The organism is Devosia sp. Micro-HW1, from assembly GCF_056341075.1.
Map to the genome: position 1 here is coordinate 1,374,429 of NZ_CP094375.1, position 25,537 is coordinate 1,399,965.

General features: G+C 62.4%; 28 protein-coding genes and 1 tRNA gene. 13 read left to right on the forward strand and 16 right to left on the reverse strand.

Annotation, left to right across the window (positions count from 1 at the left end):
* Positions 1-12: 12 nt before the first annotated feature.
* From MQW79_RS06380 to MQW79_RS06395, 4 genes are all read right to left on the reverse strand, one after another.
* The gene (locus tag MQW79_RS06380; protein WP_476587505.1) at positions 13-4,227 is read right to left on the reverse strand and encodes a vWA domain-containing protein; all 4,215 of its coding nucleotides are present in this window, start codon (positions 4,225-4,227) and stop codon (positions 13-15) included.
* 1 nt (position 4,228) lies between these two features.
* Entirely contained in the window at positions 4,229-5,650 is a 1,422-nt protein-coding gene (locus MQW79_RS06385) for a hypothetical protein (protein WP_476587506.1), read from the reverse strand.
* Between the two features lie 85 nt (positions 5,651-5,735).
* Positions 5,736-6,179 (reverse strand): pseudoazurin, encoded by a 444-nt coding sequence (locus MQW79_RS06390; RefSeq protein ID WP_476587507.1) that lies wholly within the window; start codon positions 6,177-6,179, stop codon positions 5,736-5,738.
* Between the two features lie 223 nt (positions 6,180-6,402).
* Positions 6,403-7,257 (reverse strand): NHL repeat-containing protein, encoded by an 855-nt coding sequence (locus MQW79_RS06395; RefSeq protein ID WP_476587508.1) that lies wholly within the window; start codon positions 7,255-7,257, stop codon positions 6,403-6,405.
* Positions 7,258-7,481: 224 nt separating this feature from the next.
* Between MQW79_RS06395 and MQW79_RS06400 the strand changes: the two genes are divergently transcribed.
* A complete protein-coding gene (locus MQW79_RS06400; protein ID WP_476587509.1) occupies positions 7,482-7,646 on the forward strand; it encodes a hypothetical protein in 165 nt (54 codons plus the stop codon).
* A gap of 2 nt (positions 7,647-7,648) precedes the next feature.
* On the opposite strand, the gene MQW79_RS06405 is transcribed toward MQW79_RS06400, so the two are convergent.
* On the reverse strand, positions 7,649-8,170 hold the full coding sequence (locus tag MQW79_RS06405; protein WP_476587510.1) for a DUF2087 domain-containing protein: 522 nt from the start codon (positions 8,168-8,170) through the stop codon (positions 7,649-7,651).
* 239 nt (positions 8,171-8,409) lie between these two features.
* Here MQW79_RS06405 and MQW79_RS06410 point away from each other — a divergent pair.
* Positions 8,410-8,485, forward strand: a tRNA-Ile gene (locus MQW79_RS06410).
* Between the two features lie 127 nt (positions 8,486-8,612).
* Here MQW79_RS06410 and MQW79_RS06415 read toward each other — a convergent pair.
* From MQW79_RS06415 to MQW79_RS06425, 3 genes are read right to left on the reverse strand one after another with little or no spacing between them, the layout of a single operon-like run.
* Entirely contained in the window at positions 8,613-9,830 is a 1,218-nt protein-coding gene (locus tag MQW79_RS06415) for a patatin-like phospholipase family protein (protein ID WP_476587511.1), read from the reverse strand.
* Positions 9,827-12,049: a ThiF family adenylyltransferase gene (locus MQW79_RS06420; RefSeq protein WP_476587513.1), complete on the reverse strand. Its 2,223-nt coding sequence runs from the start codon at positions 12,047-12,049 to the stop codon at positions 9,827-9,829. Before MQW79_RS06420 ends, MQW79_RS06415 begins: the two co-directional genes overlap by 4 nt.
* A 1-nt stretch (position 12,050) precedes the next feature.
* Positions 12,051-13,178, reverse strand: a complete 1,128-nt coding sequence (locus MQW79_RS06425; RefSeq protein ID WP_476587514.1) for a ComEC/Rec2 family competence protein — start codon at positions 13,176-13,178, stop codon at positions 12,051-12,053.
* Between the two features lie 151 nt (positions 13,179-13,329).
* On the opposite strand from MQW79_RS06425, the gene MQW79_RS06430 reads away from it, so the two are divergent.
* Positions 13,330-13,650 (forward strand): helix-turn-helix domain-containing protein, encoded by a 321-nt coding sequence (locus MQW79_RS06430; protein WP_220304101.1) that lies wholly within the window; start codon positions 13,330-13,332, stop codon positions 13,648-13,650.
* Between the two features lie 38 nt (positions 13,651-13,688).
* On the forward strand, positions 13,689-14,519 hold the full coding sequence (locus MQW79_RS06435) for an ImmA/IrrE family metallo-endopeptidase (RefSeq protein WP_476587515.1): 831 nt from the start codon (positions 13,689-13,691) through the stop codon (positions 14,517-14,519).
* A gap of 46 nt (positions 14,520-14,565) precedes the next feature.
* Here MQW79_RS06435 and MQW79_RS06440 read toward each other — a convergent pair whose 3' ends face one another.
* Together MQW79_RS06440 and MQW79_RS06445 are read right to left on the reverse strand one after the other, a co-directional pair.
* A complete protein-coding gene (locus MQW79_RS06440; RefSeq protein WP_476587516.1) occupies positions 14,566-15,180 on the reverse strand; it encodes a hypothetical protein in 615 nt (204 codons plus the stop codon).
* A gap of 113 nt (positions 15,181-15,293) precedes the next feature.
* Positions 15,294-15,647 (reverse strand): hypothetical protein, encoded by a 354-nt coding sequence (locus MQW79_RS06445; protein WP_476587517.1) that lies wholly within the window; start codon positions 15,645-15,647, stop codon positions 15,294-15,296.
* A 456-nt stretch (positions 15,648-16,103) separates the two neighbouring features.
* Between MQW79_RS06445 and MQW79_RS06450 the strand changes: the two genes are divergently transcribed.
* Both MQW79_RS06450 and MQW79_RS06455 read left to right on the forward strand, forming a co-directional pair.
* On the forward strand, positions 16,104-16,889 hold the full coding sequence (locus MQW79_RS06450; RefSeq protein WP_476587518.1) for a MauE/DoxX family redox-associated membrane protein: 786 nt from the start codon (positions 16,104-16,106) through the stop codon (positions 16,887-16,889).
* 41 nt (positions 16,890-16,930) lie between these two features.
* Positions 16,931-17,383 carry a DUF305 domain-containing protein gene (locus tag MQW79_RS06455; RefSeq protein ID WP_476587519.1) on the forward strand — a complete coding sequence of 151 codons (453 nt, stop codon included), beginning with the start codon at positions 16,931-16,933 and terminating at the stop codon, positions 17,381-17,383.
* Between the two features lie 71 nt (positions 17,384-17,454).
* On the opposite strand, the gene MQW79_RS06460 is transcribed toward MQW79_RS06455, so the two are convergent.
* Positions 17,455-18,036 carry a hypothetical protein gene (locus MQW79_RS06460; RefSeq protein WP_198878199.1) on the reverse strand — a complete coding sequence of 194 codons (582 nt, stop codon included), beginning with the start codon at positions 18,034-18,036 and terminating at the stop codon, positions 17,455-17,457.
* 231 nt (positions 18,037-18,267) lie between these two features.
* Here MQW79_RS06460 and MQW79_RS06465 point away from each other — a divergent pair, with 231 nt between their 5' ends.
* Genes MQW79_RS06465 through MQW79_RS06495 form a run of 7 tightly spaced genes read left to right on the forward strand, consistent with a single transcriptional unit; the run spans position 18,268 to position 22,060 of the window.
* Positions 18,268-18,624 carry an ArsR/SmtB family transcription factor gene (locus MQW79_RS06465; RefSeq protein ID WP_386834629.1) on the forward strand — a complete coding sequence of 119 codons (357 nt, stop codon included), beginning with the start codon at positions 18,268-18,270 and terminating at the stop codon, positions 18,622-18,624.
* Complete coding sequence (locus MQW79_RS06470) at positions 18,617-19,144, forward strand: arsenate reductase ArsC (protein ID WP_386834628.1); 528 nt, start codon at positions 18,617-18,619, stop codon at positions 19,142-19,144. The genes MQW79_RS06465 and MQW79_RS06470 overlap by 8 nt, the downstream gene beginning before the upstream one ends.
* Entirely contained in the window at positions 19,141-19,566 is a 426-nt protein-coding gene (gene arsN2 / locus MQW79_RS06475) for an arsenic resistance N-acetyltransferase ArsN2 (protein ID WP_476587520.1), read from the forward strand. The genes MQW79_RS06470 and arsN2 overlap by 4 nt, the downstream gene beginning before the upstream one ends.
* A gap of 7 nt (positions 19,567-19,573) precedes the next feature.
* Positions 19,574-20,635 carry an ACR3 family arsenite efflux transporter gene (arsB, locus tag MQW79_RS06480; RefSeq protein WP_386834626.1) on the forward strand — a complete coding sequence of 354 codons (1,062 nt, stop codon included), beginning with the start codon at positions 19,574-19,576 and terminating at the stop codon, positions 20,633-20,635.
* The gene (arsC, locus tag MQW79_RS06485) at positions 20,632-21,054 is read left to right on the forward strand and encodes an arsenate reductase (glutaredoxin) (RefSeq protein ID WP_386834624.1); all 423 of its coding nucleotides are present in this window, start codon (positions 20,632-20,634) and stop codon (positions 21,052-21,054) included. Before arsB ends, arsC begins: the two co-directional genes overlap by 4 nt.
* Positions 21,029-21,754: an arsenical resistance protein ArsH gene (arsH, locus tag MQW79_RS06490; protein ID WP_476587522.1), complete on the forward strand. Its 726-nt coding sequence runs from the start codon at positions 21,029-21,031 to the stop codon at positions 21,752-21,754. Before arsC ends, arsH begins: the two co-directional genes overlap by 26 nt.
* A 6-nt stretch (positions 21,755-21,760) precedes the next feature.
* Positions 21,761-22,060, forward strand: coding sequence for a hypothetical protein (locus MQW79_RS06495; protein ID WP_386834621.1), 300 nt, complete (start codon positions 21,761-21,763; stop codon positions 22,058-22,060).
* A gap of 405 nt (positions 22,061-22,465) precedes the next feature.
* On the opposite strand, the gene MQW79_RS06500 is transcribed toward MQW79_RS06495, so the two are convergent.
* From MQW79_RS06500 to MQW79_RS06520, 5 genes are all read right to left on the reverse strand, one after another.
* Entirely contained in the window at positions 22,466-22,753 is a 288-nt protein-coding gene (locus MQW79_RS06500; RefSeq protein ID WP_386834620.1) for a heavy-metal-associated domain-containing protein, read from the reverse strand.
* Positions 22,746-23,993, reverse strand: a complete 1,248-nt coding sequence (locus MQW79_RS06505) for a L,D-transpeptidase family protein (protein WP_476587523.1) — start codon at positions 23,991-23,993, stop codon at positions 22,746-22,748. The genes MQW79_RS06500 and MQW79_RS06505 overlap by 8 nt, the downstream gene beginning before the upstream one ends.
* A 60-nt stretch (positions 23,994-24,053) precedes the next feature.
* Positions 24,054-24,374, reverse strand: coding sequence for a hypothetical protein (locus MQW79_RS06510; protein ID WP_386834618.1), 321 nt, complete (start codon positions 24,372-24,374; stop codon positions 24,054-24,056).
* A 174-nt stretch (positions 24,375-24,548) separates the two neighbouring features.
* Positions 24,549-25,049 carry a DUF305 domain-containing protein gene (locus tag MQW79_RS06515; protein WP_386834616.1) on the reverse strand — a complete coding sequence of 167 codons (501 nt, stop codon included), beginning with the start codon at positions 25,047-25,049 and terminating at the stop codon, positions 24,549-24,551.
* A 281-nt stretch (positions 25,050-25,330) separates the two neighbouring features.
* Complete coding sequence (locus MQW79_RS06520) at positions 25,331-25,531, reverse strand: DUF411 domain-containing protein (protein WP_476588195.1); 201 nt, start codon at positions 25,529-25,531, stop codon at positions 25,331-25,333.
* Positions 25,532-25,537: the final 6 nt, after the last annotated feature.

The following is a 25,537-nucleotide window of genomic DNA, read 5'->3' on the forward strand; positions in this document are numbered from 1 at the left end:
GGTCTTCCTCGACTAGGGATGGACGAGCTCGTCCGCTGGCGGACGAACCTTGTCATTGGTCTGGGGGCGGAAACGGGGAGGAGCGCTGGCGCGCGGCGCCAGCATTCCGGTGTAGCGGACGGCCAGTCCAAGCATGAAGACGGTAATGGCGAGCTGCAGCCAGAAGGACCAGCCCGATACCGTGACCCAGCGGTCGCCGGCGACACGCTCGCCGCCCGCCCCGGAAGTCAGCGCGGCCAGCTGCAGCAATCCATGATCTTGCCCGGCCTCGCGCAGGGATGCAGGATATCCCGCGGCAATCGCCCGCTCCACGCTTGCATCACCGGCCGCCGCCGCGAAGCGGAAAATGCCTTCCGAAGGCGGATAGTAACTGGCCTGATATCGTCCCACGCCCATCCGGGTGAGAACCAGGGGCGCCTCGCTCCCTCCGTCCCCACGCACCACAAGGCTGGGCTCGACCTCGGCGGCCTCACCCGAAACGACCAGGTCCGCCACCAGGCCATCGCCCTGCTGTCGCAGGTTCAGCACCAGGTCGCCCCGCTCGACACCGGGCAGGAACTGGCGCACCACCTGCGCCCAGAACGGCGCATAACTGTCCATCGCCTGCCAGCCAGCGGTCCATGGACCGACAGCTTCTGTCGTCAGCGCCAGAACCTGACCGGCGCCATAGCGCCACGATGCCAGCAGCGGCATGGGCTCGCCCTTGCTGTCGGTCACGGCCATCGACAGTTGCGCCGCCGGCTTGGCCGTGGTCAGCACGAAGCCATCGATCGGCGGTAGTGTCGCCGGCAGGCCGCGCAGGAATGGCTCTGTGCGGCTGGCCCAGAGCGGTTGCGTCCTGCCCCTTTCGATGGGCGATCCCGACAGCAGCATGGCCTCCTGCGAGAGGATCGAGGGCAGCGCAGCAAAGTCGTCGGTGGCATGGAAGCTGCCGCCGCCCAGCCGGGCAATCTCTTCGATCAGCGTACGCTCCGCACCCTCGCCGATGGACACCGACGACACGGTTATGCCAGCGCTGCGGATCTGGTTGAGGAGGCCGGGGAAATCCGCCGGCTGGCTGAGACCGTCGGTCATCACGATGATATGCCGGGCAGGCGTATCCACATCCTGTAGCATGTCATAGGCCGCTTCCAGCCCCGGATACACCGACGTGCCGCCGCCCGGATCGACGGAACTGAGCGCCTGCGTCACCTCGGCCGGGTCAGCGATGCGCGAAAGCGGCACCACCGTCGTCGGTTCGGAATCGAACACGACGATACCGACCTGGCTATTGCGGTTGAGCAGTTCGACGGCCGCCAGCGTTGCCTGCTTGGCCACGTCGAGGCGAGTGCCATTGCCCACCGGCTGCTGCATGCTGCCCGAGCGGTCGAGCACGAAAACCAGCGTCGCTTCCGGAGCGTCGCGCGGCACGCGGCTGGACAGTGGCGATGCTTCTTCCAGAGGCGTCTCCAGATACCCGCCCGGCCCAAAACTGTTCGGACCACCCAGGATCAGCAGGCCCAGCCCCTGTTCCGCCACAGCGCTCTCCAACTGCTGCTGCTGCAGCGTTGTCAGCGCGATGGCCGGCACGTCGATCAGCACCGCCCCATCATAGGCGGCCCAGTCGCGCGGCCGGTACGGCGTGCGGTCCGGTTCAATGGCAATCCCGGTAATCCCCTGGCTCTGCAGCCAGCCGACGAAGGCTTCGGCCCGGTCAGGGTCGTTGGCGATGACCGCAACCTGCCGCGCGTCTCCCGCCGAAACCAGCCGCGACATCCCCCGCTCTTCGGGTACACCTGCAGTTCCGTCCAGGATATCGAGCCGATACGCCCCCTCGCCCGCCGCTACATCCGAGATGATGGTCTCGACGCGGTTATCGCCGGCGGTGAGCGCCACATTCTGTTCAACCAGCGTCTGGCCATCGCGACCGAAGCGCAGCGTGGCGGGCCGATCGGTATCCGCATGAACCACGCCCGTCAGCCGGAACGTGTCGCCGGCAAATACGGGCTCAGGCGCTTCCAGCGCCGCCACGAACGTGCCTTGTGGGCCTGTACTCGCCACCCCCGCATCAACGACGATGTCGCGGGCGGCAAGCGTCGGAGCCAGGCCGACCAATACGTCGGGATCCGAATAGGTGGCACCCGATACCGCGATACGGCCCGGCACGCCCCAGGGAACAGAAGCGGCCGCGAGCTTCAGCGCCTCACTGGTGCTTCCGCTGCGGCTTGGCGCCTCCATGCCAAATCCCGGCTCCGCACCGGCAATCACGGTCGCTATCGCCTCATCGTCGCTACCGCCGCCCGGTCCGATCACCGCAACCAGCGTTTCGCCACCCTGCCGCCAGGGCATGGGCACGTTCAACAGCGCCGCGAGCGCCAGCGCCACCGCCAGCACTTGAAGCGCCAGCGCCACCCTTCGGCGATACCCCAGTGGATTGTCGCCGCGCAGTCCCTCGGCGAGCAGGAACCGGTCCGGGCCGCGTCCGGAAACGATCGTCTCTGCAACCAGCACGATCAGCGCCAGCGCCAGCAAAGCGCTCCAGAGCGGCAGCGGCAGCGCGGGAAGCTGCCCGACAGCACCCGGTTGACCGGCATCTGCCGCCGCGGCGTTGATGGCGATGATCTCGCTCCGCTCTCCCCGTGCAATCTCAAACAGGCCTGCCCGATCCGGGATCCAGCTCGCGCCGGCCAGCGCGACGCTGTCGTCACCACCGACTGCCGCGATCGAGCCTCCCTCATAGCGCCGATCCACCTGGCAAAGCGTCCCCACCTGGCAAGGCTCTGCAAGCAACCCTTCCGGCTGAAGTCCGAGCCAGGCCACCAAATTGGCGACAAAGACCGGCAGGGACGGCTGCTGCGCCCAGTTGCCCGACCGCGGATCAAAAGCCAGGGTAATGTCGCGCCCGAAGGGTGTCCGCGCCGTCGTCACCAGCGCATCATCTCCTGAGCGCAATACGACTTCCTCGCCCGTATGCGTCGGAACCGCATACACGTCCCCGGTGCTGATATCCGCCCAGGACACGCCCTGCATCAGCGGGTGCGCCGCTGCGCCAGTGGGCTCAGAGCCAGCCTTCACCACAGGCGCAGCGGCGCCGATACCGGCCGCACCGATCCAGACCACATTGCTTTCGGGCTGTCGGTCGACAACGCTATTATCCACGACAACCAGTCCGAACTGGCCAAGATCGGCAGGCAATTGCGGCGCCTGATAGATTTCCGTGCCTTCGACGGCTCGCAACGCACCCAGCAGCGGCTGGTTACCCTCGCCGACATAGAGAATGTCGAGCCCCCGCGGCGCCGGCTTGATGACGAACTGCATCCGGTTGTCGAACAGATTGCCGTCATCGGCCAGCGCCACACTGACAATGCCGGCGCCGGGCAGGTCGAGCTGCACCGAAAAGCTGCGTTCGACCACCTCGCCAGCGGGCGCCGCCTCCGGATTGCCGATCGTGCGCCGGCTCCATTCCAGTGGCGCCTGTCCCGCCTCGCTGGCAAAGCCGACCACGACTTCGGTGCTCGCCATGCCGGGATCGAGGCGAACGACACCCGTCAGCGTCCACTTGCCCGCTTCGTCTCCCGCCTTTTCCAACTCGGCCAAAATCGCCGCATTGGGCACGTCGGAATTGAGGACGACACTGTTTTGCGTAACCCCGTCCATGACAGGCAGGTCCACCGCGCGATCGCTGAAAACCACGACACGCGTCGCTTTCCCCGCACGGATCAGCGGACGCAAAGCGACCGGCAGGCGTGCCCAGTTGGCCGGGCCATCCTCCGGCCCGACGGATGCCACCGCCTCGGCCATGCCGGCTGCATCCGCAGCCTGGTTGACCAGTATCGGTTCGCTGAATTCACCCACGGCAATCAGCGACTGAGGGCCATCTCCAGCAGCGCCGAGACGCGCTTCGATCTGGCTCTTGGCCGCCGCGAGCAGCGTCTCGCCGCCGCCAGTGGCTTGCATCGGACCTGAGCGGTCCAGCACGAACACCCAGTGGTCGACAATCTCGCCACGGTTCAGCAGCGGCTGGGCCAGCGCCGCGACCATGGCGAGCAGGGCCAGCAATTGCAGCGCCAGCGACCAGCTCGGCTTGGGCCATTGCCACGTTCGGTTGCGCTTGACCTGCCCGGCCTGCAATTGCCGCCAGATGACCAGGCTGGGCACGCCCACGCTGCGCCGCCGGCGTATATGGAACGCCAGGATGACCAGGGCCAGCGCTGCAAGGATGAGGGCGGCGGGAGCAAGAACCTGCATCTTACGATCCCGGCTCTGCGACGGGGCGATTGAAATAGTGCGATACGACCGCACCCGCATGCGGCTCGATGGACTGGCGCGTGACCAGCTGTGCAGCCTGACGGTCCCAGGCGTCACCCCTACCGCTCGATAGCGCGCCGGCTTCTGTCACCTCGGCCGTGGTGGGCACATGCATGCGGATACGGTTGCCTTCGGACACATTTTCGGCGGCGATCGACACCACCTGGCTGGGGTCAGCCATGGTTTCAAGGAACTGGCTGTCTGCCGCCAGGGCCTGCGAGCCACCGCCGGCAATATTGCTTTCGCCCTTGCCCGACTGTGCTGCCGCACCCACTGGCAGCGATCCGGCGCTGGTGAATGCATCGTCTTCCATCGGTCGGGCCGCTGTTTCCCCGCCCCCCAGGCTCGAATTGTGCAGCTCGCCCTCGCGCTCAGCCATTGCGTTGGCGTCCGGAGGAGAATTGCCCGGCGGCTGCGCCGCCGCACTGCGCGCCAGCCGGTCATCAGACAAGGTATACATGTCGGCCGAACTGATCCGTGGCCCGTCGCCACGCATCTCCGCCAGCCTGGCGCGTTGCTCGGCGGCCTTTTGCTGGGCAGCGTTGAACGCCACGGCGTTCTGAAGCGCCGATCCGGCATTGCCCGAAGCATCCTGCAGCCATTCCGGGCTCTCCCCGGCATAGCCGGCATTGGCATGCTCCATCAGCTGCTGCAGCTGGGCCTGCAAGTCCTCCTGCGAGGCGCCGTCACGCGCCGCCTGTGCAAGCGTTTCAATGGAATTAGCCAGCGCCTCGAGATAGTCGCTGTTGCGCCGGTCGGCGTCGGCGGCAACCAGCTCAGCCAGCACATCGAGGTCTTCTGCTGCAATTTCCAGCTGCATGTCGCTTTCCGTCACAGCATCCGCTGCGCTCACCACGGCGGCAGGTCGGGCGTAGAGCCCATAGGCGATGGCGCTTCCTGCCAGGGCCAGCACCAGCGCACCGAGACTGATGCCGAGCAGACGGCTCCCCAATGGCACGGCGCGCGCAACATCGATCCGCGCGGCCGTCTCGTTGGCCTGGGCCACAAGGGAGCGAACAACCGGATTGTTCCGGCTTCCGAGGGATGCATCCGTCGCGGTGGAGAGCTGCTCTTCGAGACCGAGATCGAAATCCATGCGGCGCGCAACGACGCCTGGCCGGTTGCGGCGCCCCAGAACGAAGCCGGACCCGATCAGAATGGCCAGCGCAACGGCGCCCGCCAGCGGCATGGCGATCTGTAGCCAGACCTGACCCAGCCACACGATCGCAGCCCCGAACAGGGCAACCCCTGCGGCCAGTCCAAACACCAACAATGGCAGAAGATGTGCAATCTGGGCGCGTTGGCCGGCTTTGGCCAATACGTCGAACACCTGCTGTGAGCCGTGATAGCTTTGCTCAGACATGCGCCGACTCCACGGGCGGAATCTCCAAAACCTGTCACGCCGAAGCGCGAACAGACCCTTTGGCGACCCCGCCCGGGACTTATGCTTACTGACCGACCTGGGCAGCGAGTTCGGCGAACGCTTCCTTGACCTTGGCCGGGCCGCGCGCATTGGTGATCGCGTCCAGGTTCGCCGGATCTTCACCGACGACGATCAGGCCGACCATGCCCATGGCGAGATGCGGCTGGCACTTGTAGCCATAGGCGCCGGGCACGTCGAAGGTTACGCTGAACTCTTCGTTGATCTTGCCCTTGAACTCGTTGCCACCTTCGGGGAACATGTCCTTGATGGTTTCGGCATTGTGACCGCGATCGGTCGGGATGAATTTGACGGTATCGCCGACTTCAATCTGCAGGAAGGCCGGCTCAAAGACCATGGTCTTGCCGTCGCTGCCCTTGTTGAGCATGTGTACTTCATACTCTGCAGCAGCCAGAGACAGCGTGGACGCCAGAACCAGCGCACCAGCGACCAATATGCTAGAGAATTTCAACTCAATAACTCCAAAGTTATGGTGATGCTGATCGCCTGCGCGATCGCATCCTCTTGTTAGTAGCCAGCCGCACCCGGACTTTATTCCGGGGTCAGCTTGACGATTGGCGGGGTCCTCCAAGGGAAACCTTAGGCCCAATCCACAAGGCCTTCAATATTGCGGCGTCCGAATTTAAACGCCCGCCAATACAGCACTTCAGCCCCGAAATGTGGGGTGTGAAGGGTCAGTCCATGCCGAGACTGATCAGCTCGCCGGCCATCATGAACGGCACGTAGACCGACGTGCCATCCGTGCCCAGATCCGCCGTCCCCATGCCCAGTTCCGCCAGCGTTGCCGACGAGCCATCAGGCTGAACAGTCATGACTTTTCCGGCAAAGAAGTCCGTCACCACCCATTGGTCGCCGACCCGGACGATGCCATCGAGGAAGCCCAGCTGCTCTGTTCCCGCCACGGGCGTGATCGCCTTGGACGCCACGTCGACCGAGACCAGTCCGCCCGGAACCATGTCTTCCTGCTTTTCCGCCAGCACGCCGAAACTGGCGATCACGAGCGCGTCACCGTCTGCGAGTATGCCATTGGGGCTGTTGAGCGCCGCATCTTCGAGGAACAGCGTGGCCGTGCCGTCGGCAATCGCGTAGATGCGATTCGCAAACGTATCGGTGACGTAGACCGTGCCGTCCTCGGCGGCGGTCACGTCGTTGAGGAAGGTTGCCCCCTCGATGGCGATCGTCTCCACCGCGCCGCTCGCCAGGTCGACGACACGGATATTGGTCAGGTCGGCGACGTAGAGGCTGCCACCCGAGATCGCCAGCCCCTTGGGCGCATCGAGCCCGGTCACCCATTCGGCGTCGGTGACATTGCCTTCGAGATCCACGACCGACAGTGAACCCTCGCCATCTGCCTCGGTCGCCTCGCCGATGATGTTGGAAACGATGAGGCGCTGATTGGCCTCATCGAACACCACCGATTCCGGCGTGCTGAAGCCCCCTGCCCGCCACAGCTCCTCGGCATGGACAACAGCGAGCATCGACATTGCGGCAACCCCGCCCAACACACTCAAAGTAATCAATTTGCGCATGAAAAATCTCCTCCATTAATGTACCGAACAATGACAGGCGCGACCGGATATTCAAGCAGATCAAAAGATTGGGTTTGCAACAAAGTCCCGCCGCCTGTCGGAATGGTCGCTTCGTCCCGGTCACCATTCTGTGAGATTCAGGTCTCATTAAGGCCTGTGGCGGCCCCATGCCTGCATGAAAGCCACGAGGATCACACGCTTCAATATGCATCAGCGTCCCGCCTATGAGCGGATGCAGCAGATGCGCCCGCCGCGCCGCAGCGGCCGAGATTGCCCAGCGGACCGCCGCGCTCGCCAATGGCTTTGCGGCCATCCAGATCAACAAGTCGACGCAGCAGGGCGACCTGTTTTCCAGGGTCGCCATGCAACGCATTTCCAAGAAGGTCTGAGCTCAGACGGGCTGAGGCGTGATCCGCCTGAGCAGCGCCGATAATTCGGCCGGCGGCTTCTGCTCGATCCGCCTGTAGGAGCGCCCATCCGGCGTGCGGGTCACATATCCCATATCCACCATGGCCCGGCGCAGCAGGGCGTGATCGCCAAAACTGGCCCAGGCATTGAGCAGCTCGGTATTCTCCCGGTCCGCATAGTCGCGGCCCGGCTCCATGCGCGCCCACAGCGCCCAGAGGCACAGCGGCTGCAGACTGTTCTTGCCGGGCCAGCGCAGCAGCACGCCATCGGCATCGAAATGCCGGGCGACCTTTTCGACCAGCGTGAGATCGACAACATCGGCCGGCGGCGCCTCTTCGGTCACCGCTTTCAGGTGCTGGTAGTTCCGGAAACCGGCCGCGCGAGCCAGCATGTTGAGCATGTCCACTTGACCAGGGTTCTCGTCAAGTTTGGTCAGCTGTTCGCGCAGGCTTTTGGCAAAAGCCGACAGGTCGGCAATGGTGAGGGACAGGATCTGTCTCGACATGGTTCATCCTCGAGCATGCCCATATCCGCCTTGCAGCGGTGTCATGGTCGCCGGCTTGCGACGGGCACGAGTGAGGTGCGTGTCGAAGATCAGGATAGAAGCAGGTTTAGCTTCCCATGCGGGACGGCGACGCCTCGGTGAACTGCAGACCGTTGCACCGGCATACCGCGCAGCAGAAAAATCCACAAGCATGCAGCACCCCTTTGACACGGCGATTGACCCTGCTAAGAGGCTGAAGGGGGCCTATAGCTCAATGGTTAGAGCCGACCGCTCATAACGGTCTGGTTGCAGGTTCGAGTCCTGCTGGGCCCACCAGCAAATTCAGCGGATTAATGCGACCAAAAAATGTTGAGTCGATTTGACCCTGGAAAACCGGGCATCGACCAAAAGTCGTGAGTCGATTGAACTGCAATACGAGAGTCGGATCGTCACGGTCCGGCTCTCAGCTTTTTCTTGGCGGCATTTCGTTGGTCGACAGCCAGGTGCTGCGCTTATCGAATTCGGTTCCGGCATGGGCCGCAAGCGTGGCATCCGAACATTCGAAGCCGTGGCGGGCAATGAGGTCGAATTCTGCAGGCGATAGCCTATTCAGTGCCGTGGGATGAGCGACGGCAGCCTTCGTCAGTTCATCGCTGAGATATGCGGCATGCTCCGACTCTGGTCGAATGAAGCCCGCCTTAAGGTCGATATCGCGGATCGAGTTACCCATGCGTACTATGACGCCGCGCAGGGGCCCGTAGTCGAACTCGCGCATGAGCATCCTCGACCGCAGGCTTCTGACCTGGTCCCCCATCAGGTCGAATAGGCGAGGCGTGGCCAAATTCCCTTTAAAAAGATTGGCCACCACTCCCCCGGAAGGCGGAGCCAGGACCCCGGATGCATCGCTGCAGATGAGGAAATCGAAATCGGTCGAGGGTTGGCCCGGCTTCACCAGGGCTTCCAGAGCAAGATTATCATAGGCTCCTCCGTCCCAGATGAGGAGGACCCGAACGTTGGGATCGATGGCCTGCTGCGGTTTCCTCGTAGCCGGATCGGTTCGATACCAGCCGCCCTGCGGTATTTCGAGCCGAAGGGCACCGATTGCGTAGGGCACCGCTGCCGAGGCCGCGGCGGCTTCGGCGATCTTGACGGCAGGCGAGTAGTGCCGACCGAATTTCCAGTCACCCATCTCGCCGTTACTGAAGCGCCAGTTCTTGCCGGAATGGATGGAGGCGGCGTTGATCCACCATTTAGGACTGGTGGGCAAATCCGCAAGGTTGCCGGTGACACCCCATTCCGTGCCGAGTCGATCGGCCAATACGTGAGCACGCCGGTTCACGAGCCGGAAATTGTGCTTGAGCAGGCTGCCAGGATTTAACAAGGCCGGGATGCTGAAGAGATCCCTCTCGGTCAAGAGACTTCTTACGGTCGGATATACCTCTTCCCTGAAGGCCGCCGATGTTGGCCACTTATTGCCGTTGTTGCCGAACACCGCTGCGATCACCAGGCTGCCGCCCGATACCGTCGATATTGCCGAAACGCTTTCGAGCTGGTCCTGAATGGCAAGCCTGAGCAGCAACCCCAGATGAAAGACTGCAGCCCTAGTCCCACCGCCCGACAGTGCCAGCCCGAGGCGGAGGGGTTGTTCGGCTCCGGCAACCCCCAATGTCGTATCGGTCATCGCATCGTCCCGACCAGATGCCGGGCCTCGTTCTCCCCGACGATGAACATCACGCCGGGCATGCCATCACCGGCCATGGTCGTGCTCAACCAGGCAAGTTGTTCGATATCGATGGTGCTGGGCCGGCTTGAACTGCCCTTGGGGTGAGAATGCCATTCGCCCACATACCTGATCTGCCCCGCGGAACGGGCAATGGCTGCCTCCACGGTTTCGCGCAGTCCCATCGTGCCGCGGATGAATTCGGTCGGCGCTTCCGTGCTGTCGCTCGGAGCAGGAACCGCGGCCACCAGTTCGATACGCTTCGATTGCGGATCGACTATGCCAAGCAATGCGCCACCCGTTTCGTTCGGCAGCCGCTTCAGGCGCTGGGCGGCGAGCTCAGCCGAAAGGGTATCGGGCATCCTGATCGTCCAGTCCCCCGCATGATCTATGGCCAAACCGACTTCCGGTGAGACCAAGGAGACTTCCCCCTCTTCGCCGAGGGACCAGATCTTGACGCAGGCTTCGCTGCTGCCGAGCGCTTGGCTAAGCCCGCTTGCCACCAGACCCGACAATACCTGCACCCGCGACGCGGGTATGCGGCTGGTCAGCATTCGGCACGCACCGGTGTACCGGATCATCTCGCTGTCAACGAGGTGGTTCTCGAGGACGGGATCGGTTTGGATGGCGCGATGATAGATCGCCTCCAGAGCGCGCAGGTCGATGCGGCGATCCTCGTCCTCGGCGAGCAGCACGACCGCGGTACCGGTCGGGTTGAAGAAGATCGACACGCGCCGCGCATGGCCGGCAAGGTCGCTTAGCCTGCGGCCAACGGCTACCGAAGCCGAGGCGTCGACGATGGTGTCAGCAGCCTGCAGCAACGCTTCCGCCTCGGGGGATGGTTCGGCCAGGAAGTTCCCGTCGATCGTCGACACGTCGAGGTCAGGCCTAATGGACTGCAGGCGCTGACCAATGCTGGTCGCCTTCGGCCGCGTCACCTCATTGGACGTCAGCGTATGGCGGGCAAGATTGTGCGGAAGAAGGGTGTCGTCGTCCATTACGGCCATGCTGTCGAAAGCGCCTTCACGCGCAAGGATTTCCGCAACGGAGGAGCCGATGGCACCGGCGCCAATCATCACGGCCTTGCCCACCACGGGCGAAGCCACCCCGGAAATCGCCCGAGCCAACTGGGTGTCGAACGCACCGTGGACCAGGCATCCTTCGAGGCGAACGGCGTCGAGATCAGGATCGCCGGAAGGAAAGCGGAGCTGATATCCTATACTGTTCAGGTCGCTGCTCCGGTCGCAATAGAACAGGCCGAGCGCCACCCCGATGTCGCCGACAGTGCCGTCGACCATAAAGCCGACCGTGTCGAGCCCTTCTAGATGGCCTGTGACCGGGTTGATCATGGGCAAGCGGAGCAGGATGCACGGATGAGAGTTGAGAACGGCGGCACGCCGCGTCTCGTCGGCATACCAGGTCTTCAGCCGAGCTTTTAGGTCCGCGACGACGTCCACGCCACGTCGCAGGGTCTCCTCGGCGAGATCGGCCAGTGTCGCCGGCGCCTGGCGCATTCGGGACATGGCTTCCGCGGACAGGTCGTAGGCAATCACGGAGATCACCGGGGTGGCGCTTTGTCGCCGTTCCGCAGGCAGCAATGTCACCATCGTCTGGCGCTGGTGATCCTGAACGATGCCGATCAGCTCCGTGACCTTGTCGGCATCGCAAGCCCAGACCTCGCGGGGCATGATCAATTCATATGGTGATTGCAGCGAGAAGAATGGTTCGAGGGGCTGGGCCGCGTCGTGCAACTGGCCACGTGCCGCCTTCCGGAACCACTGCAGGATGCGATGACCCAGCTCTGCCGGGCCATATGACGATTTCGCCTCCGACCATGGCCGGTCGTCGATGCAGATACAGAACGGCATGCCCTTGGGCAGGCGGGCTTGGTGCGGCGTATCCGGGAAATCCTCACGAAGCGCCATTACGCAAGGGCCGTGCCTTCCATCCCCGAAGACAATCGCGATGGGCTCAACCCGGTCGATTGCGACGACCGGGCGCTGTGGGCGTTCGGTCCGCACATTAGCCAGGATCAGCTCCATGCCGCGATCGCAGCGGGCTTCTACCAACTCGAAGATGCCGTCCCCGCCATCGCGCACGTGATCGACGAAGGCGCTGGCAAGGGGGTTTCCGAGGGCCGAATACTCGACCACGGGAAAGGAGGCGATCCAGGGCTGCATGTCAGCCGCCCCGAACCGGCGTGGAGGTTGCCGTCCCGGTCGAACTGCTGCTGATATAGCTGATCGCAGCGCCAAACGCGGTGATGTCGATCCGGAACGGTTTCGGCCTGATCCTGTCCGGCGTCTCCATGGTCACCTTAAACTCTCCACCCCGGTCGGCGACGACGCGCTTGTGATGATTGGCGGCCTGGCGGTGCGGCGGCTGAACGTCGTCGTCCTCCGCGGTGCCCTTCTGCGGGATCTCCCAGCTGGGCGACACGATGATGCATCCATCGCGAGACTGCTCCTCGAAGAGCCAGCGCGTCTCGTCCACGGATTCCGTTTCGTCCTCGCCAATCTCGGGCCCGATGGACTTGTAGGAGCAGTGGTGGAAGAGCTTGAGCACATCCCACTCGAGGCGGTGCTCGTTCCCGTGCTTCTTGCTGGTCTTTACGATCTCGCAGAGCGTTCCGTATTCTACGTCCGATCCGAGCAGGGCCTTTGTCTCGACGCCGCCCTCGATGAAGGTGACGTGAAGTACGACGGAATCCTTGTTGCGGTCCTCGAGCCCCCGCTCGTCGGTGCGCCAGGCGAAGGGGCAATGCACAAAGAATTCCGCTTTAGCCGAACCTTCCCTGGTGAACCCCGGCACCAGCTTACCTGCGTCGACGATGCAGTGCTTGCGGTCTTCGAGCGTCAGGCCGTGTGACGCGAGGAATTCCTTTAGCAGTTCAGGACGGGAGAAGACCTTGATGCCGGTACCTTCGATGAGGCGATGGCGCGCCTCTTTGCGGATGGTGGCGGCATTGCCCACCAGGCCGGTTTCCGTGATCGCGCCGGCCGGCACCCACAATTCATCGATCTTCGGGCGGCCTTTGCCCTGATGGGCGGTGGAGTGCCGCAACCAGAAGAAGTCGCTGGCGCCGCAGATGTGGTCGTTGTCCAGATGGGTGAAGCACACTACGGCGAAGTCGGTCTGGCCGGCTTCTGACATTTCCTTGCGCAACGCAACAGGAAGGTCGCAACGACTGTCGAACTGGTCGTTCGGGTTGCGCATGTCCGCGTAGTCGAGAAGGACCAGGCGGTTGTCGGCCAGTCGGATCAAGGTGGTGTCGGCATTGCCGAGCGGGAAGAAGGTAAGCCTGGTCATGTCGAGTATGCCCTTCCATAGCGAATTAGCGACCCGTTAAGTACGTCTACTCCGAACAAATGGAACTCCTTGCTGCTGCTGTCAAGGGTGCTACAATGCGTCTACACCGAACTTTTGTCGTTCGGTGCGTTTGGCAGGAGTTTGAACACGCATGGCCGCACCGTTTGGCGACAGGATTCGCGAGCTTCGTAAGAAGAAGGGCATGACGCTTGACCAGCTCGCGACCGCCACTGACTCGAGCAAGAGTTATATTTGGGAGCTCGAGAACAAGGACCCGCCACGACCCTCGGCGGAGAAGATCGCCAAGATCGCGGCGGCGCTCGACGTCACCGGCGACTATCTCATGGGCGTGGACGACGGGAACTTGCAAGCTGCTGAGGATAAGGCATTCTTCCGCAAGTACAGCCAGATGAGTCCCGAAGCTCGGGCGCGGCTGCGACGATTGGCTAAGGCGCTCGACGAGGACGACTGATGGGGCCAGAGGGCTGGGCGATACAACTGACGAAACTGTTGGACGCCGCCCACCGTGATGGCCCTGACCGTTATCCGATCGACGTCCGGTCACTGGCATTGCAATATTCGGCCCAGCGATTTCCGGATGCTCCGATCAAGCGCGTCGAGGCCGACGATCTCGACGGCTTCGAGGGGGCGCTTCTCCCCGGCGAGACCAGGAAGAACCTATGGGGCATCCTCTATGACAGCAAGCAAACGGCTGAGCGCGCCAGGTTCACGGTCGCCCATGAACTGGGCCACTATCTCCTGCATCGGGAGAAGCAGCCCAAGGGGTTCTGGTGTGGCGAGGACGCCATCGTGCGCCGCGAGGTCGAAGGCATCGAAAAGGAAGCCGACACCTTCGCCGCGTTCCTCCTGATGCCCTTGCACGACTTCCGGGCGCTGATCCCGCCGGACCACAAGCCCACCTTCGAGGAGCTCGGCGAATGCGCCAAGCGTTACGGCGTATCGCTGACAGCTGCGATACTGCGCTGGCTCGAATACACCAACCGCCGCTCCATCCTGGTGGTTTCGAACGAAGGTTTTGCGCGCTGGGCCAAGGCCAGCGGCCCTGCATTCCGTTCGGGCAAGTTCATACGAACACGGGCTTCCGTGTTCGAGCTGCCGGGGGCATCGCTGGTCGCCACCATGGGTGCCGATGTCGACCCCACCGTCGTGGTCAGGCAGAGTGCCGGCGTCTGGTTCGACGAGCCGGTGGAGGAATCCTGCATAGCGTCCTCCCGCTATGAAATGGAACTCACGCTCCTGCACCTCGGCACGCAATCGGCGCGTTCATGGCATTCCGAGGCTCCGGACGAGGAGGATTCGTTCGATCGCTTCAAGCGTTGAGGGGGACGTCTTCGCCCGACCCACGACGCTGCGGTCCACCGACCGGCTACGTGTCGGTGAACCGAGGCAACTGGTCGTCGAAATCTTTTACGCCCAAGAATGTCGCCAATGCCATGAGGGCCGGGACGAGTTCTGCCTGCATGGGCCGCAGATCAGGCCCGATCCCCGGCGACAGGCTATCGACGCCGTGCTCCCCGATATCGGCATAGGCGACTTCGAGGACATGCCGGTCTGCATCCAGCAGGACGAAGACGGGGAGCGGTTCGTCCCGCTTCGCGTTTTGACGCCAGCCGCAATAGAGGGTGGTGCAGTCATATCGCATCGAAACCCTACCGAACGCTCGACGGACGCGTTGGGCCACGGACCAGTCGGTTACCTGATACCAGACCAGTGCTCCCGCCCTAAGAAGGGGCGTCATGCCGGTGCAAGGCACACGCCCTCCCGCCAGCACGCGGAAGAGGATGATGTCGGCCATCTCGCCGGTGACCGAACGAAGCTGGTTCCAACGGTATCTTGCCACGGAGCGAAGGGTCCAGGCGACCACCACCGCCCGGTCGGCTACCGTCAGTCGGTTCTCGAACAGCACCGTCTCGAACAATGGCCGCGTGAACAGGGCTCGATCCAGCCGCCGCCCGAGGGGTTCGCGATGTTTGTTTGCCATCCCGCCAATACGGTCTGCGAATCGGTCGCGGGCAAGCCGCCTCGACCGGGATCCACAGGCTTCCGCAGCGGGGACGCTCCACGTGGCCGACGCAAGCCGAGATCGCCGACTCTTCAGAACCGCGGGGGTGTCCGCGACCTTTTGAATGCGCCCTGCTTGCGCTGGTGATCGAGGTGGTCGACCAGCTGGGTGATCTCGTGCCGAAGCCGGTCCTGGTCCGTCTCTTCATCCTGCGCGATCTCGATAAGCATGCTCGCGAGAACGGCGGCGCCGCCGAAGTTGCGACCCTTGCCACTGGGTCTCTGGGTCCGACGCTTGTTGCCGTCGACCTCCACCGGGCCGAGGACGTTGGCGATGCGGATCATGGCGTTCCTGATACGCGTGCTGCTGGCGCCGGTCTGCTGCTTGAGCGCAGTGGTGGGAAAGACGGCTTCGTCTCCGTGGACCAATGCCCCCAGACGAGCCAAGACCAAAAGGTCTCCCAAAGTTACATCCGGCTCGAAAGCCACTCGACGAGGCATCCCATGTCTCCGAAGGTGCCTCGTCATTGTGCATTCGGCATCTTGCGAAAGGGTTTAACCCCAAGTTGCCATCAATCGGGACATAGTGATGGTTACAACACCTCTAATGACGTCGACTCGACATCATCGGACCTGAAGTGGCGGCTAAATGCCATCGCAACTCTATTTGCGACCTCGTTCCACCATCGAAAGCAACTGGTTGGTGGTTAGCACCCATCATTCCAGGCGGGAAAGCCTTGATCCCCCATCATAATGGTGGCGATCATGGGCAAGGTTGCAGCGACGGCTGTCGGATCAGCGTTCACTCTCCTCTTACCATCCTCGTCCGCAGGGGTATTGACCTTCCAATGATGGGAAGGTGCAGAAAGGAAGCACGACAGCAATTCGACAAGGAGCAAACCTATGTCCACCGTGGTGGCCAACGCCGGCAAGAAGGCGGTTATCCATCGTATGGTGATGCCGAGCCACACCTGCCCCTATGGTCTCAAGGCCGTGGATCTGCTGAAGCGGTCCGGTTACGAGGTCGAGGATCACCACCTTACCACCCGCGAAGAAACCGACGCATTCAAGACCGAGCACGACGTCAAGACGACACCTCAGGTGTTCGTCGATGGCAGGCGGATCGGCGGCTACGACGACACCCGCCGCTTCCTGGGCAAGACGGTCGCGGATCCCAAGGCGACTACGTATCGGCCCGTGGCGGTGCTGTTCGCCATGACCGCCCTCACCGCCATGGCAGCGAGCTTTGCGGTGAGCGGCAACCCTCTCACCCTCCGGGCGCTGGAATGGTTCATCAGCTTCTCGATGGTGGTCCTGGCGCTGCTCAAGCTCCAGAACGTCGAGACCTTCGCGACCATGTTCCTTAACTACGACCTGCTGGCCAAGCGCTGGGTGCCCTACAGCTACATCTACCCCTATGCCGAAGGTCTTGCGGGCATCCTGATGGTGGCCGGAGCGCTAACCTGGCTTTCGGTGCCCGTGGCCCTCTTCATCGGGACGGTCGGGGCCGTTTCAGTGTTCAAGGCCGTCTACGTCGACAGGCGGGAGCTCAAGTGCGCCTGCGTTGGTGGGTCGAGCAACGTGCCTCTCGGGTTCGTTTCGCTCACCGAGAACCTGATGATGATCGCAATGGCGGTCTGGATGGGGCTTTCCGCTCTCGGGATCATTCCCGCCGGGCACGCGATGTAACCTCAACGCACGCGAATTTCTTTGAACAACGGAGACGAACGATGAAGCACACCATTATCGCCCTTGCCGTCCTCGGCATGTCGACATTGCCGTCATTGGCGCAGGATGCACATGCCGGTCACGGCACCGCTGCCGCACCTGTCGACATGCCATCGGTGGCCCGATTGCCCGAGATCTGCCTGTCCGCGGAAGCTCCTGCATCGGCACCGATGGAAATGGATCACGAGATGGACCAGCCACATTCTGACCTGATGGCGGGAATGGACGAGAACAACCGGCTGATGATGCAGGCAGGCATGGTCGAGGACATCGACGTCGCTTTCGTTTGCGCCATGATCCCCCACCACCAGAGCGCCATCAACATGGCCAAGGCCCAGCTTGAACATGGCGACAATGCCTGGGCCAAGGAGATGGCGCAGAAGATCATCGACGCGCAGGAATCAGAAATTGCCGAAATGCTGGGCTGGCTCTCGGGCGAAGGCGCTTCCGAATAGGCCTGCAAAACGATCGTGACGCTTGATCGCCATCGAACGCCGCCTCGCGAGGTCCTTGGGTTCGATGGCGGTCAATATGATTCGTCGTCGTCACCGCGGAGCAGGTCTTCCAGGCCGGAGTTCATCGCGAGAAACCCGCCGTCGTCCAGGCGATCAAGCGTTAGGAGCCCGGCGCGTTCGAAGATGATCCAGATCCGGCGCTCCGCCCGGGAGAGCCAAAGCTGTATGGACAGCAAACGCCTGCTCATGAAGCGGCAGTCTTCCCCGTCCAAGTCGCCGGGCCACACCCCTTCATGGAACAGGCGGTGTACGAAGTAGTCGCGCTTGTCCTTGATCCACTTCAGGTACCTGATGTCCTCCGCCGCGATGCCGTGTTTTTCCAGAACCTTGATGAGTGATCCCAGTGTAGAACCTTGAAGCGTGGCCCGTTTTGCCACGAACCGGTCCCACCGGTCGGCGTCTTCACCGAGCCTGTGCTGCACCTTGAGTCGGTCGCACATCTGCATGGCGCTGATCAGCATGTCCTCGAACTTGCCGACTGCCAAATAAGTACCGGCCATCTCCTGGCAATAAAGAAATCGAGCCACGTCGTCCTCTGACATGGCGCCGATGATCTCGAGGAGCTGTTCCTTTGACAGTTCGGGACGAAACACCGCTGCTACTCCTCCGCGCGTCGGTCCCGCGTATGATCGCGCGAGTGACCCTTAGGCAATACCGGGTCGAGCCAACGCCTACTTGGCATGCTAACAGGTTTGATCCTGCGCGGGGTCATGTCTCATCACACCGGCTGTTAGTTGTGGCAGTGCTGACGCTTCCACGCCCTGCACAAGACGCTGCAAAAACCTCATCTTGACAGCGAATGATAAATCCATAATCTTCGATATATGGAATCAACACATGCGATCGAAGTCTTCGCTGCACTGTCGCAGTCGACCCGTCTGTATACCTTCCGCTTGCTCATGGAACACGAGCCTGAAGGACTGCCGGCAGGGGAAATCGCGCGCCGCCTAGAGGTGCCACAGAACACGATGTCGTCGCACCTGGGCGTACTAACCCGTGCCGGCCTGATCGAGTCCGAGCGTCACAGTCGTTCGATCGTTTATCGTGCCGTCGTTGATCGTGTTCGGGAGATTGCGAGCTTTCTGGTGCAAGACTGCTGCGGTGGTCGACCGGAGCTGTGCGAGCCGCTCGTCGCCGAGTTCACCCCTTGTTGCCCACCGAAGGAGTCGAGCCATGCCTGACCGCGTCTACAATGTCCTGTTCCTCTGCACCGGCAATTCCGCCCGCTCGATCTTAGGCGAGGCGATCCTCAACCATGTCGGCCAAGGCCGTTTTCAGGCATACTCCGCGGGCTCGACGCCCAGGGGGTCGGTTCATCCAATGACGCTGGAGACGTTGACCAAGGTCGGCATTCCCACTCATGGCCTTCGCTCGAAGGCTTGGGATGAGTTCGCCGCCCCAAATGCACCCAAGATGGATTTCATCTTCACGGTCTGCGACAACGCTGCCGGCGAAGTCTGTCCGATCTGGCCCGGTCAGCCGATGACCGCCCACTGGGGCATCGAAGACCCCGCCGCGGTTGACGGACCGGAGTTCAAGCAACGTGCCGCCTTCGATGATGCCATGCGCTATCTGCGCAACCGGATCGGCGCCTTCATCAACCTGCCGATCGCCAGCATCGACCGCATGGCGCTGAACTCGAAGCTTGAAGGCATTGGCGCCATGGACGGAACGACCACCAAGTCGTCCAAGGTCGCATGATCAGCCCGACTCCCATACCGGGGAACGATCCGAAGTTCCTCGCCGCTCTCACCGAAGCAAAGCTTCCTACCGACGATGTTGGTGAACCTGACCGGTCGTTCTTCAGATTCGAGCAGGACGGTCGACTCCTCGGTTTCGGCGGCTTCGAGCTCTACCGCGAGGACGCCCTTCTTCGATCCGTTGTCGTGCCGCAGGAAAGCCGGGGCACTGGCGCCGGGCGTACAGTAGCCGAGGGCATGCTTCGTGAGATCTCCAATGCCGGCGGCACGCGAGCGTACCTGCTGACCACCACGGCAGCCGACTTCTTCAAGCATCTTGGCTTCGAGGTCATCGACCGTGAGGACGCACCTTCCGCGATCCTCAGGACACGTCAGGCCTCTTCCATCTGCTCATCCGCGTTGATGCTGTTCCGCGCCATCTAGGTTTCCCATGTCCATCTTCGAACGCTACCTGACCATTTGGGTCGCCATCTGCATCGTCGTTGGCATCGCCGCCGGCCACTTCTTCCCTGCCGTCTTCCAGGGTCTGGGATCCTTTGAGTACGCTCAGGTCAACATCCCTATGGCAGTGCTCATCTGGCTGATGGTCGTGCCCATGCTGGTCCGCATCGACTTCATGAGCCTGCGGCAGGTCGGTTCCTACTGGCGCGGCATCGGCGTCACCGTCTTCATCAACTGGGCGATCAAGCCCTTCTCGATGGCGCTGCTGGGGTGGCTCTTCATCGGTTGGCTGTTTCGCCCGATGCTGCCGGAGATGCAGATCGACAGCTACATCGCCGGCCTGATCATCCTGGCCGCGGCACCGTGCACCGCCATGGTGTTTGTCTGGTCCAACCTGGTCAGGGGCGAACCGCACTTCACCCTTTCTCAAGTCGCCCTGAACGACGCCATCATGGTCGTCGCCTTTGCCCCAATCGTCGGCCTACTGCTAGGGCTATCGGCGATAACCGTTCCCTGGGACACGCTGCTGCTGTCGGTCGGCCTCTATATCGTCGTGCCCGTCATCGCCGCCCAGCTCTATCGTCGTTGGCTGCTTGCCAATGGCGGCATCGACGCCATTAACCGGGTGCTGGCCGTCCTGCAGCCGATTTCGATCGCGGCGCTGCTGTTAACACTTGTCATGCTCTTCGGCTTCCAGGGCGAGCAGATCATCGCTCAGCCCACAGTAATTCTCCTTCTGGCTGTGCCGATCCTGATCCAAGTTTACCTGAACTCCGGACTGGCCTACTTCCTGAACAGGGTCTCCGGGGAGCAACACTGCGTCGCCGGGCCCTCCGCCCTGATCGGCGCCTCGAACTTCTTCGAGCTCGCCGTTGCCGCCGCAATCGCCCTGTTTGGCTTCAACTCGGGAGCAGCGTTGGCCACCGTCGTCGGCGTGCTGGTCGAAGTGCCGGTCATGCTGTCGGTGGTCTGGATCGTGAACCGCAGCAAGGGCTGGTACGAACGTAGCGCAGCCGTCCGTCACAACACTGAAACGAGGGCCGCCGAATGAGCATCACTATCTACCACAATCCCGACTGCGGCACGTCTCGCAACACGCTTGCGATGATCCGGCAGTCTGGTGTCGAGCCCACCGTCATCGAATACCTCAAGACCCCGCCCAGCCGCGAACGGATCGTCGAGCTGGTCTCCGCTGCCGGCATTTCCCTGCGCGATGCGATCCGCAAGAAGGATACGCCTTTCGACAAACTCGGCCTTGCCGATCCGGCCAAGACCGACGACGACCTGCTCGATGCCATAGAAGCGCACCCGATCCTGCTCAACCGTCCGCTCGTGGAGACCCCGGTGGGCACCCGGCTCTGCCGGCCATCCGAAGTCGTGCTCGACATTCTGGAGAACCCCGATATCGGGCCGTTCATCAAGGAAGACGGCGAAGTCATCATCAATGCCGAAGGGAAGCGGCTTGTCTGATTTGCCCAACGTCCTGTCTGCAGCCTTCCAGGTTCCCGATTTCGGCCAGCTCGTCGCTCCTGCCCTCGACCACAAACCACGCATTCTGATGCTCTACGGCTCGCTCCGAGAGCGCTCCTATTCCCGGTTACTGACCTTCGAGGCGCAACGGCTGCTTGAGGCCTTCGGCGCCGAGGTCCGCATCTTCCATGCCAATGGGCTGCCGTTGCCGAACGACGCCCCCGACACCCACCCGAAGGTTCAGGAGCTGCGCGAGGCCATGCTGTGGTCGGAAGGCCAAGTGTGGACATCGCCGGAACGCCATGGTGCGATGAGCGCGGTGTTGAAGTCGCAGATCGACTGGATACCGCTTCCTGGCGGCGCCATTCGGCCCACGCAGGGTCGGACTCTGGCGGTCATGCAGGTGTCGGGTGGGTCCCAGTCCTTCAACGCCGTCAACCAGATGCGCATTCTCGGACGCTGGATGCGGATGGTGACCATCCCCAACCAGTCCTCGGTGGCGAAGGCCTTCCAGGAGTTTGACGAAGACGGTCGCATGAAACCGTCATCCTACTACGATAGGGTCGTCGACGTAATGGAAGAGCTGGTGAAGTTCACGCTGATCAACCGCGGCGTATCCGGCTACCTGACCTCCCGCTACAGCGAGCGCAAGGAAGCGGCAGCCAAACTCGAGGAGCGGGTCGGCCTCAAGTCGATCTAGGATACGATGGCCGATACCCACTCCAATGCCGACGCCATCTGGCTCGGCGTCACCCAGATCATCGGGTACGGCACCCTCTATTACAGCTTCAGCATCCTTGCCCCGAACGTCGCCGGCGACCTGCAAGCACCGGTGGAGTGGATCTTCGGCTGCATCTCCCTCGCACTGCTCGCCGGCGGGCTCGTCTCGCCCTGGGCAGGCGGGCTAGCAGATCGGGTCGGTGCAGGCAGGGTTATGTCGATAGGCTCGATTGGTGCTGCCGCAGCGCTTGCGGCGGGCTGGCGGGGAACGCCATGGCCTTCCTGACTAGCGTGATCCTTGTCGAATTGGCGTAGGCCTTCGTGCACTATTCCACGGCGTTCGGGTTCCTCGCCCAGACAACGGGCTCCGCGCGCAGCGCAGCATTACTCACCTCACGCTGATCGCAGGCTTTGCGTCGACGATCTTCTGGCCGCTAACCACCTGGCTGCTGCAAGCCATGGACTGGCACCGCATTGGCGCCATTCGCCTTGTCGGTCTCCCTCGGCACTATCGGACCGGAGCCATCGCTCTGGGTCTTGACTGGCGCCGGCACCTGCTGCGTCGCGGTGTTCGCTGAAGTGTGGCGTCGCTGCTGTCCGTCAAGATCAGTAATGCCAGCTCGTTAGTGCACAAAGATCACGTTCTGCAATTTACCTATCTCGCAACCGCTCTATAGATCTGGTCACGTCATCAGGCTCTGGCGCGTGCTCGACAGGAGCATTCCGTCGGGATGCCGGGAAATTCTTTCCCGACTTCCGACACTTCGTAGCCGAGCGCTTTCACGCAACCAAACAAGTCGGCGAGGTCGAACCCCTGGCCACTGCGGACGGTCATGCTTGCGCCGCTCAGCGAAACTCCGACATAGGCAATGCCCGGGAGCCGATTGACCGCGTTCTCCAGCACCTGGACGCAGCCGTCGCAGGCCATCCCGGCGATCCCGATCGTCAGCTTCTCCCCGACCCCCAGGACGTCATGCATCGAAGCTGACCTTGCCGGCCATGTCGAACTCGTAGACATCGTCCCGGAAACTGACGACCCCGTTCCGGTTCGCCCACGCCGAGATGTAGGTCGTGTGGATCTCCGGAGGGTTGGTTACCTCGACGTCCTTCCGCTCGCCGGTGGCGAATACATTGGTGACCTCGCCCGGGCCCCAGTCCCCGTTGTCGCGTAGCACCCAGCCGACGAAATCCTGGACTTGGTCGACGCGGACGCAGCCTGACGAATAGAACCGGGCGTTCTCCCCGAACAGACCCTTGGTCGGCGTGTCGTGCAGATAAACGGCATGGGGATTGTGGAAGTTGATCTTGACGTTCCCCATCGAGTTCTGCGGTCCCGGATCCTGGCGGAACCGGTAGTTCACCGCTTCCTCGGTCTGCCAGTTGATCTGGCTGGGTTGGAGCTCCTGGCCGTTGCCGTCGAGAATGCGGATTTTCTGCTCGGTAAGGTAGTTCGGGTTTTCGTTCATGTACTTGATCAGGTCACGCCGGATGATCGAGACCGGCACGTTCCAGTACGGGTTGAAGTTGATCTGGTGAATGCGGCTCTTGAGGATGGGCGTCTGCCGGTCGATGCGTCCGACCACGGCGGTGTGCCGGCGCTGCACCATCCCGCCTTCGACAACCTCGATGAAGGCGGCGGGAATGTTCACCACGACGTAGCGGTCCGCCAACGCCGACGCCATGTTCTGCACCCGCAGCAGGTTGAGACGAAGCTGGTGCAGTCGGGTCTCGGCCGGTACATTGAGGGCATACCAGGTAGCTTCGTCGACCTGTCCGCTTACCTGAAGGCCATGACGGGCCTGGAAGCGTCGCAGGGCGGCGTCGGTCTGAGCGTCCATGGCCTCATCGACCCGCTCCACCATGGCCATGTCTGCCGACGAGATCAGGCGACGCTTGAGCTGCACCACCCCATCACGGTTGACGCCCATGGTAACGCCATATGTCTCCTGCGGCACCTGTTCCCAGCCGCCTCGAGCCACAAAGGGCTCATACTGGGCGATGGCCATCTGCAAGTTGTTGGCAGTGTCGTAGCTGAGAATGGGCTCCACAGTGTCGATCGCCTGAATAGCTGCAGCGCTATTGGCCTGCTGTTCGGCATCGCTCAAGGTGCGGGTTTGGTTCATCATGTCCCAGAGCGACTGCGCGCGCGCGGGTTGCATGATGGGAAGGGTGGCGGCCATGCCGAGCGGGAGCAGCCGCATGAAGTCTCGTCTCTTCATCTCTCGATTCCAGTTCGAAAATGCAAAAATGTGGCGCTGGCATTGCGCCGAAGCTGGAGATCAGGAGGCGCGGGGTGGACGGAAGTGCTTGGAAGGATGGTAGGTCGCCACGCCAGCGAAACTGGATTGCAGCACGAAATCTGCTTTCCTGCGATGGTCCAACGCCCACGACGCGCCGCAGGGCTCCACGACCGTCACCAGAGAACAGCAGCTCGTTGCATGAGGCGCATGCTGGCCAGTGCAATCAGCGTGCTGATCCCCATGGACCTGAACTGCCGCCGAGACGCCGTCTTCGATGGCAGCGCTCACCGGTGGTGCGACCACCACCAGCGCGAAGAACGAGAGCAGGATGGGCAATAGTTTTCGAGTGAACCAAGCCATTCCAACCAAGGATCCGGCGACAAGTCTGTTAGGGCGTCCATTCTACCGCACAGTTCGGCGACAATGAGATCGCCGGCCCTCAGGGGTCGCGTAGATTCAACCACGCAATTGTTCAAAAGTTGATAACCCGCGCCATGCTCGGTCGTCCGTCTACGACCAGCCCCTGGTAGTCTGCTACAGACGGGCGCCGATCGCTTCCATCTGCTCGATCTCGCGACGTTGCGCCTCAATGATCTCGCCGCACAGAGCGATCAGTTCGGCATCTTCCAGGTCAGCCTCACGGCACATGAGGATAGCGCCGGAATGGTGCGGGATCATGCTGTCTACGAACTGCCGGTCGTCTATAAAGGCTTGCGCCCGGGTACCGAAGAACGACAACACCGTCAGCACACCGAAGGCGGCGTATAGGACGATGTTCGTCCGGCGCTTCGGGAACATGCCGGGCATGGTCGCAAGCATGAAAATGCCCATGGGCGCCCACATGGTCACGGCCATGTAGAACATGTTGAGGTTGTTCCGGAAGTCCCGCCACCCGTCGATCATGGAGAACATGACGACGTACATGACGATCAGCCCCAGGATCATGTTGATCCAGAACATCAGGTAAGGACGCCCGTGAGCCCCATGGGAGCTTTGGTCCGAGTGGGGAGCCGTGTGATGCGCGTGATCCGTCATGCTTCAATCCTCCATGTCAGGGCCGCTATGGCGACTTCTTTGCTCGGGCGCACGCACAAGAAGCACTGTGCTTCTCGCCGGCATCGTGTTCTTTCAGTAGCCGTCCTGCGGACGGGAATGTGGTCTGGTTCCCAATGATCGACTGAAGGGGGCCTTGCCACGGCGTGAAGGTCAAGCCCCAAGTAAGGGAAGATCGATGCACCGGCGCCGCATTCCGGCGCACTGCATAGGAGGCTTTCCTTCACATGACTTCACGCCCCTTGAACCGCATGAAGACCTCGTCACCCGCGCCGCTCGGCGACCAAGGGCATTCCGGGAACAGCCAAGCCCCGCACGGTGGGGCGCAGATGCAGCAGCCGTCGTGCGGCCATGGCTGGATCGTGCCCCTCCAGGACGTACCCCGCCATTTCGCCGGTTCCACACCTGCAAGGCGGTGGGCACTGCTGCGAAGGACCGAGATATCGGCATCGCGACACCGACACCGACAG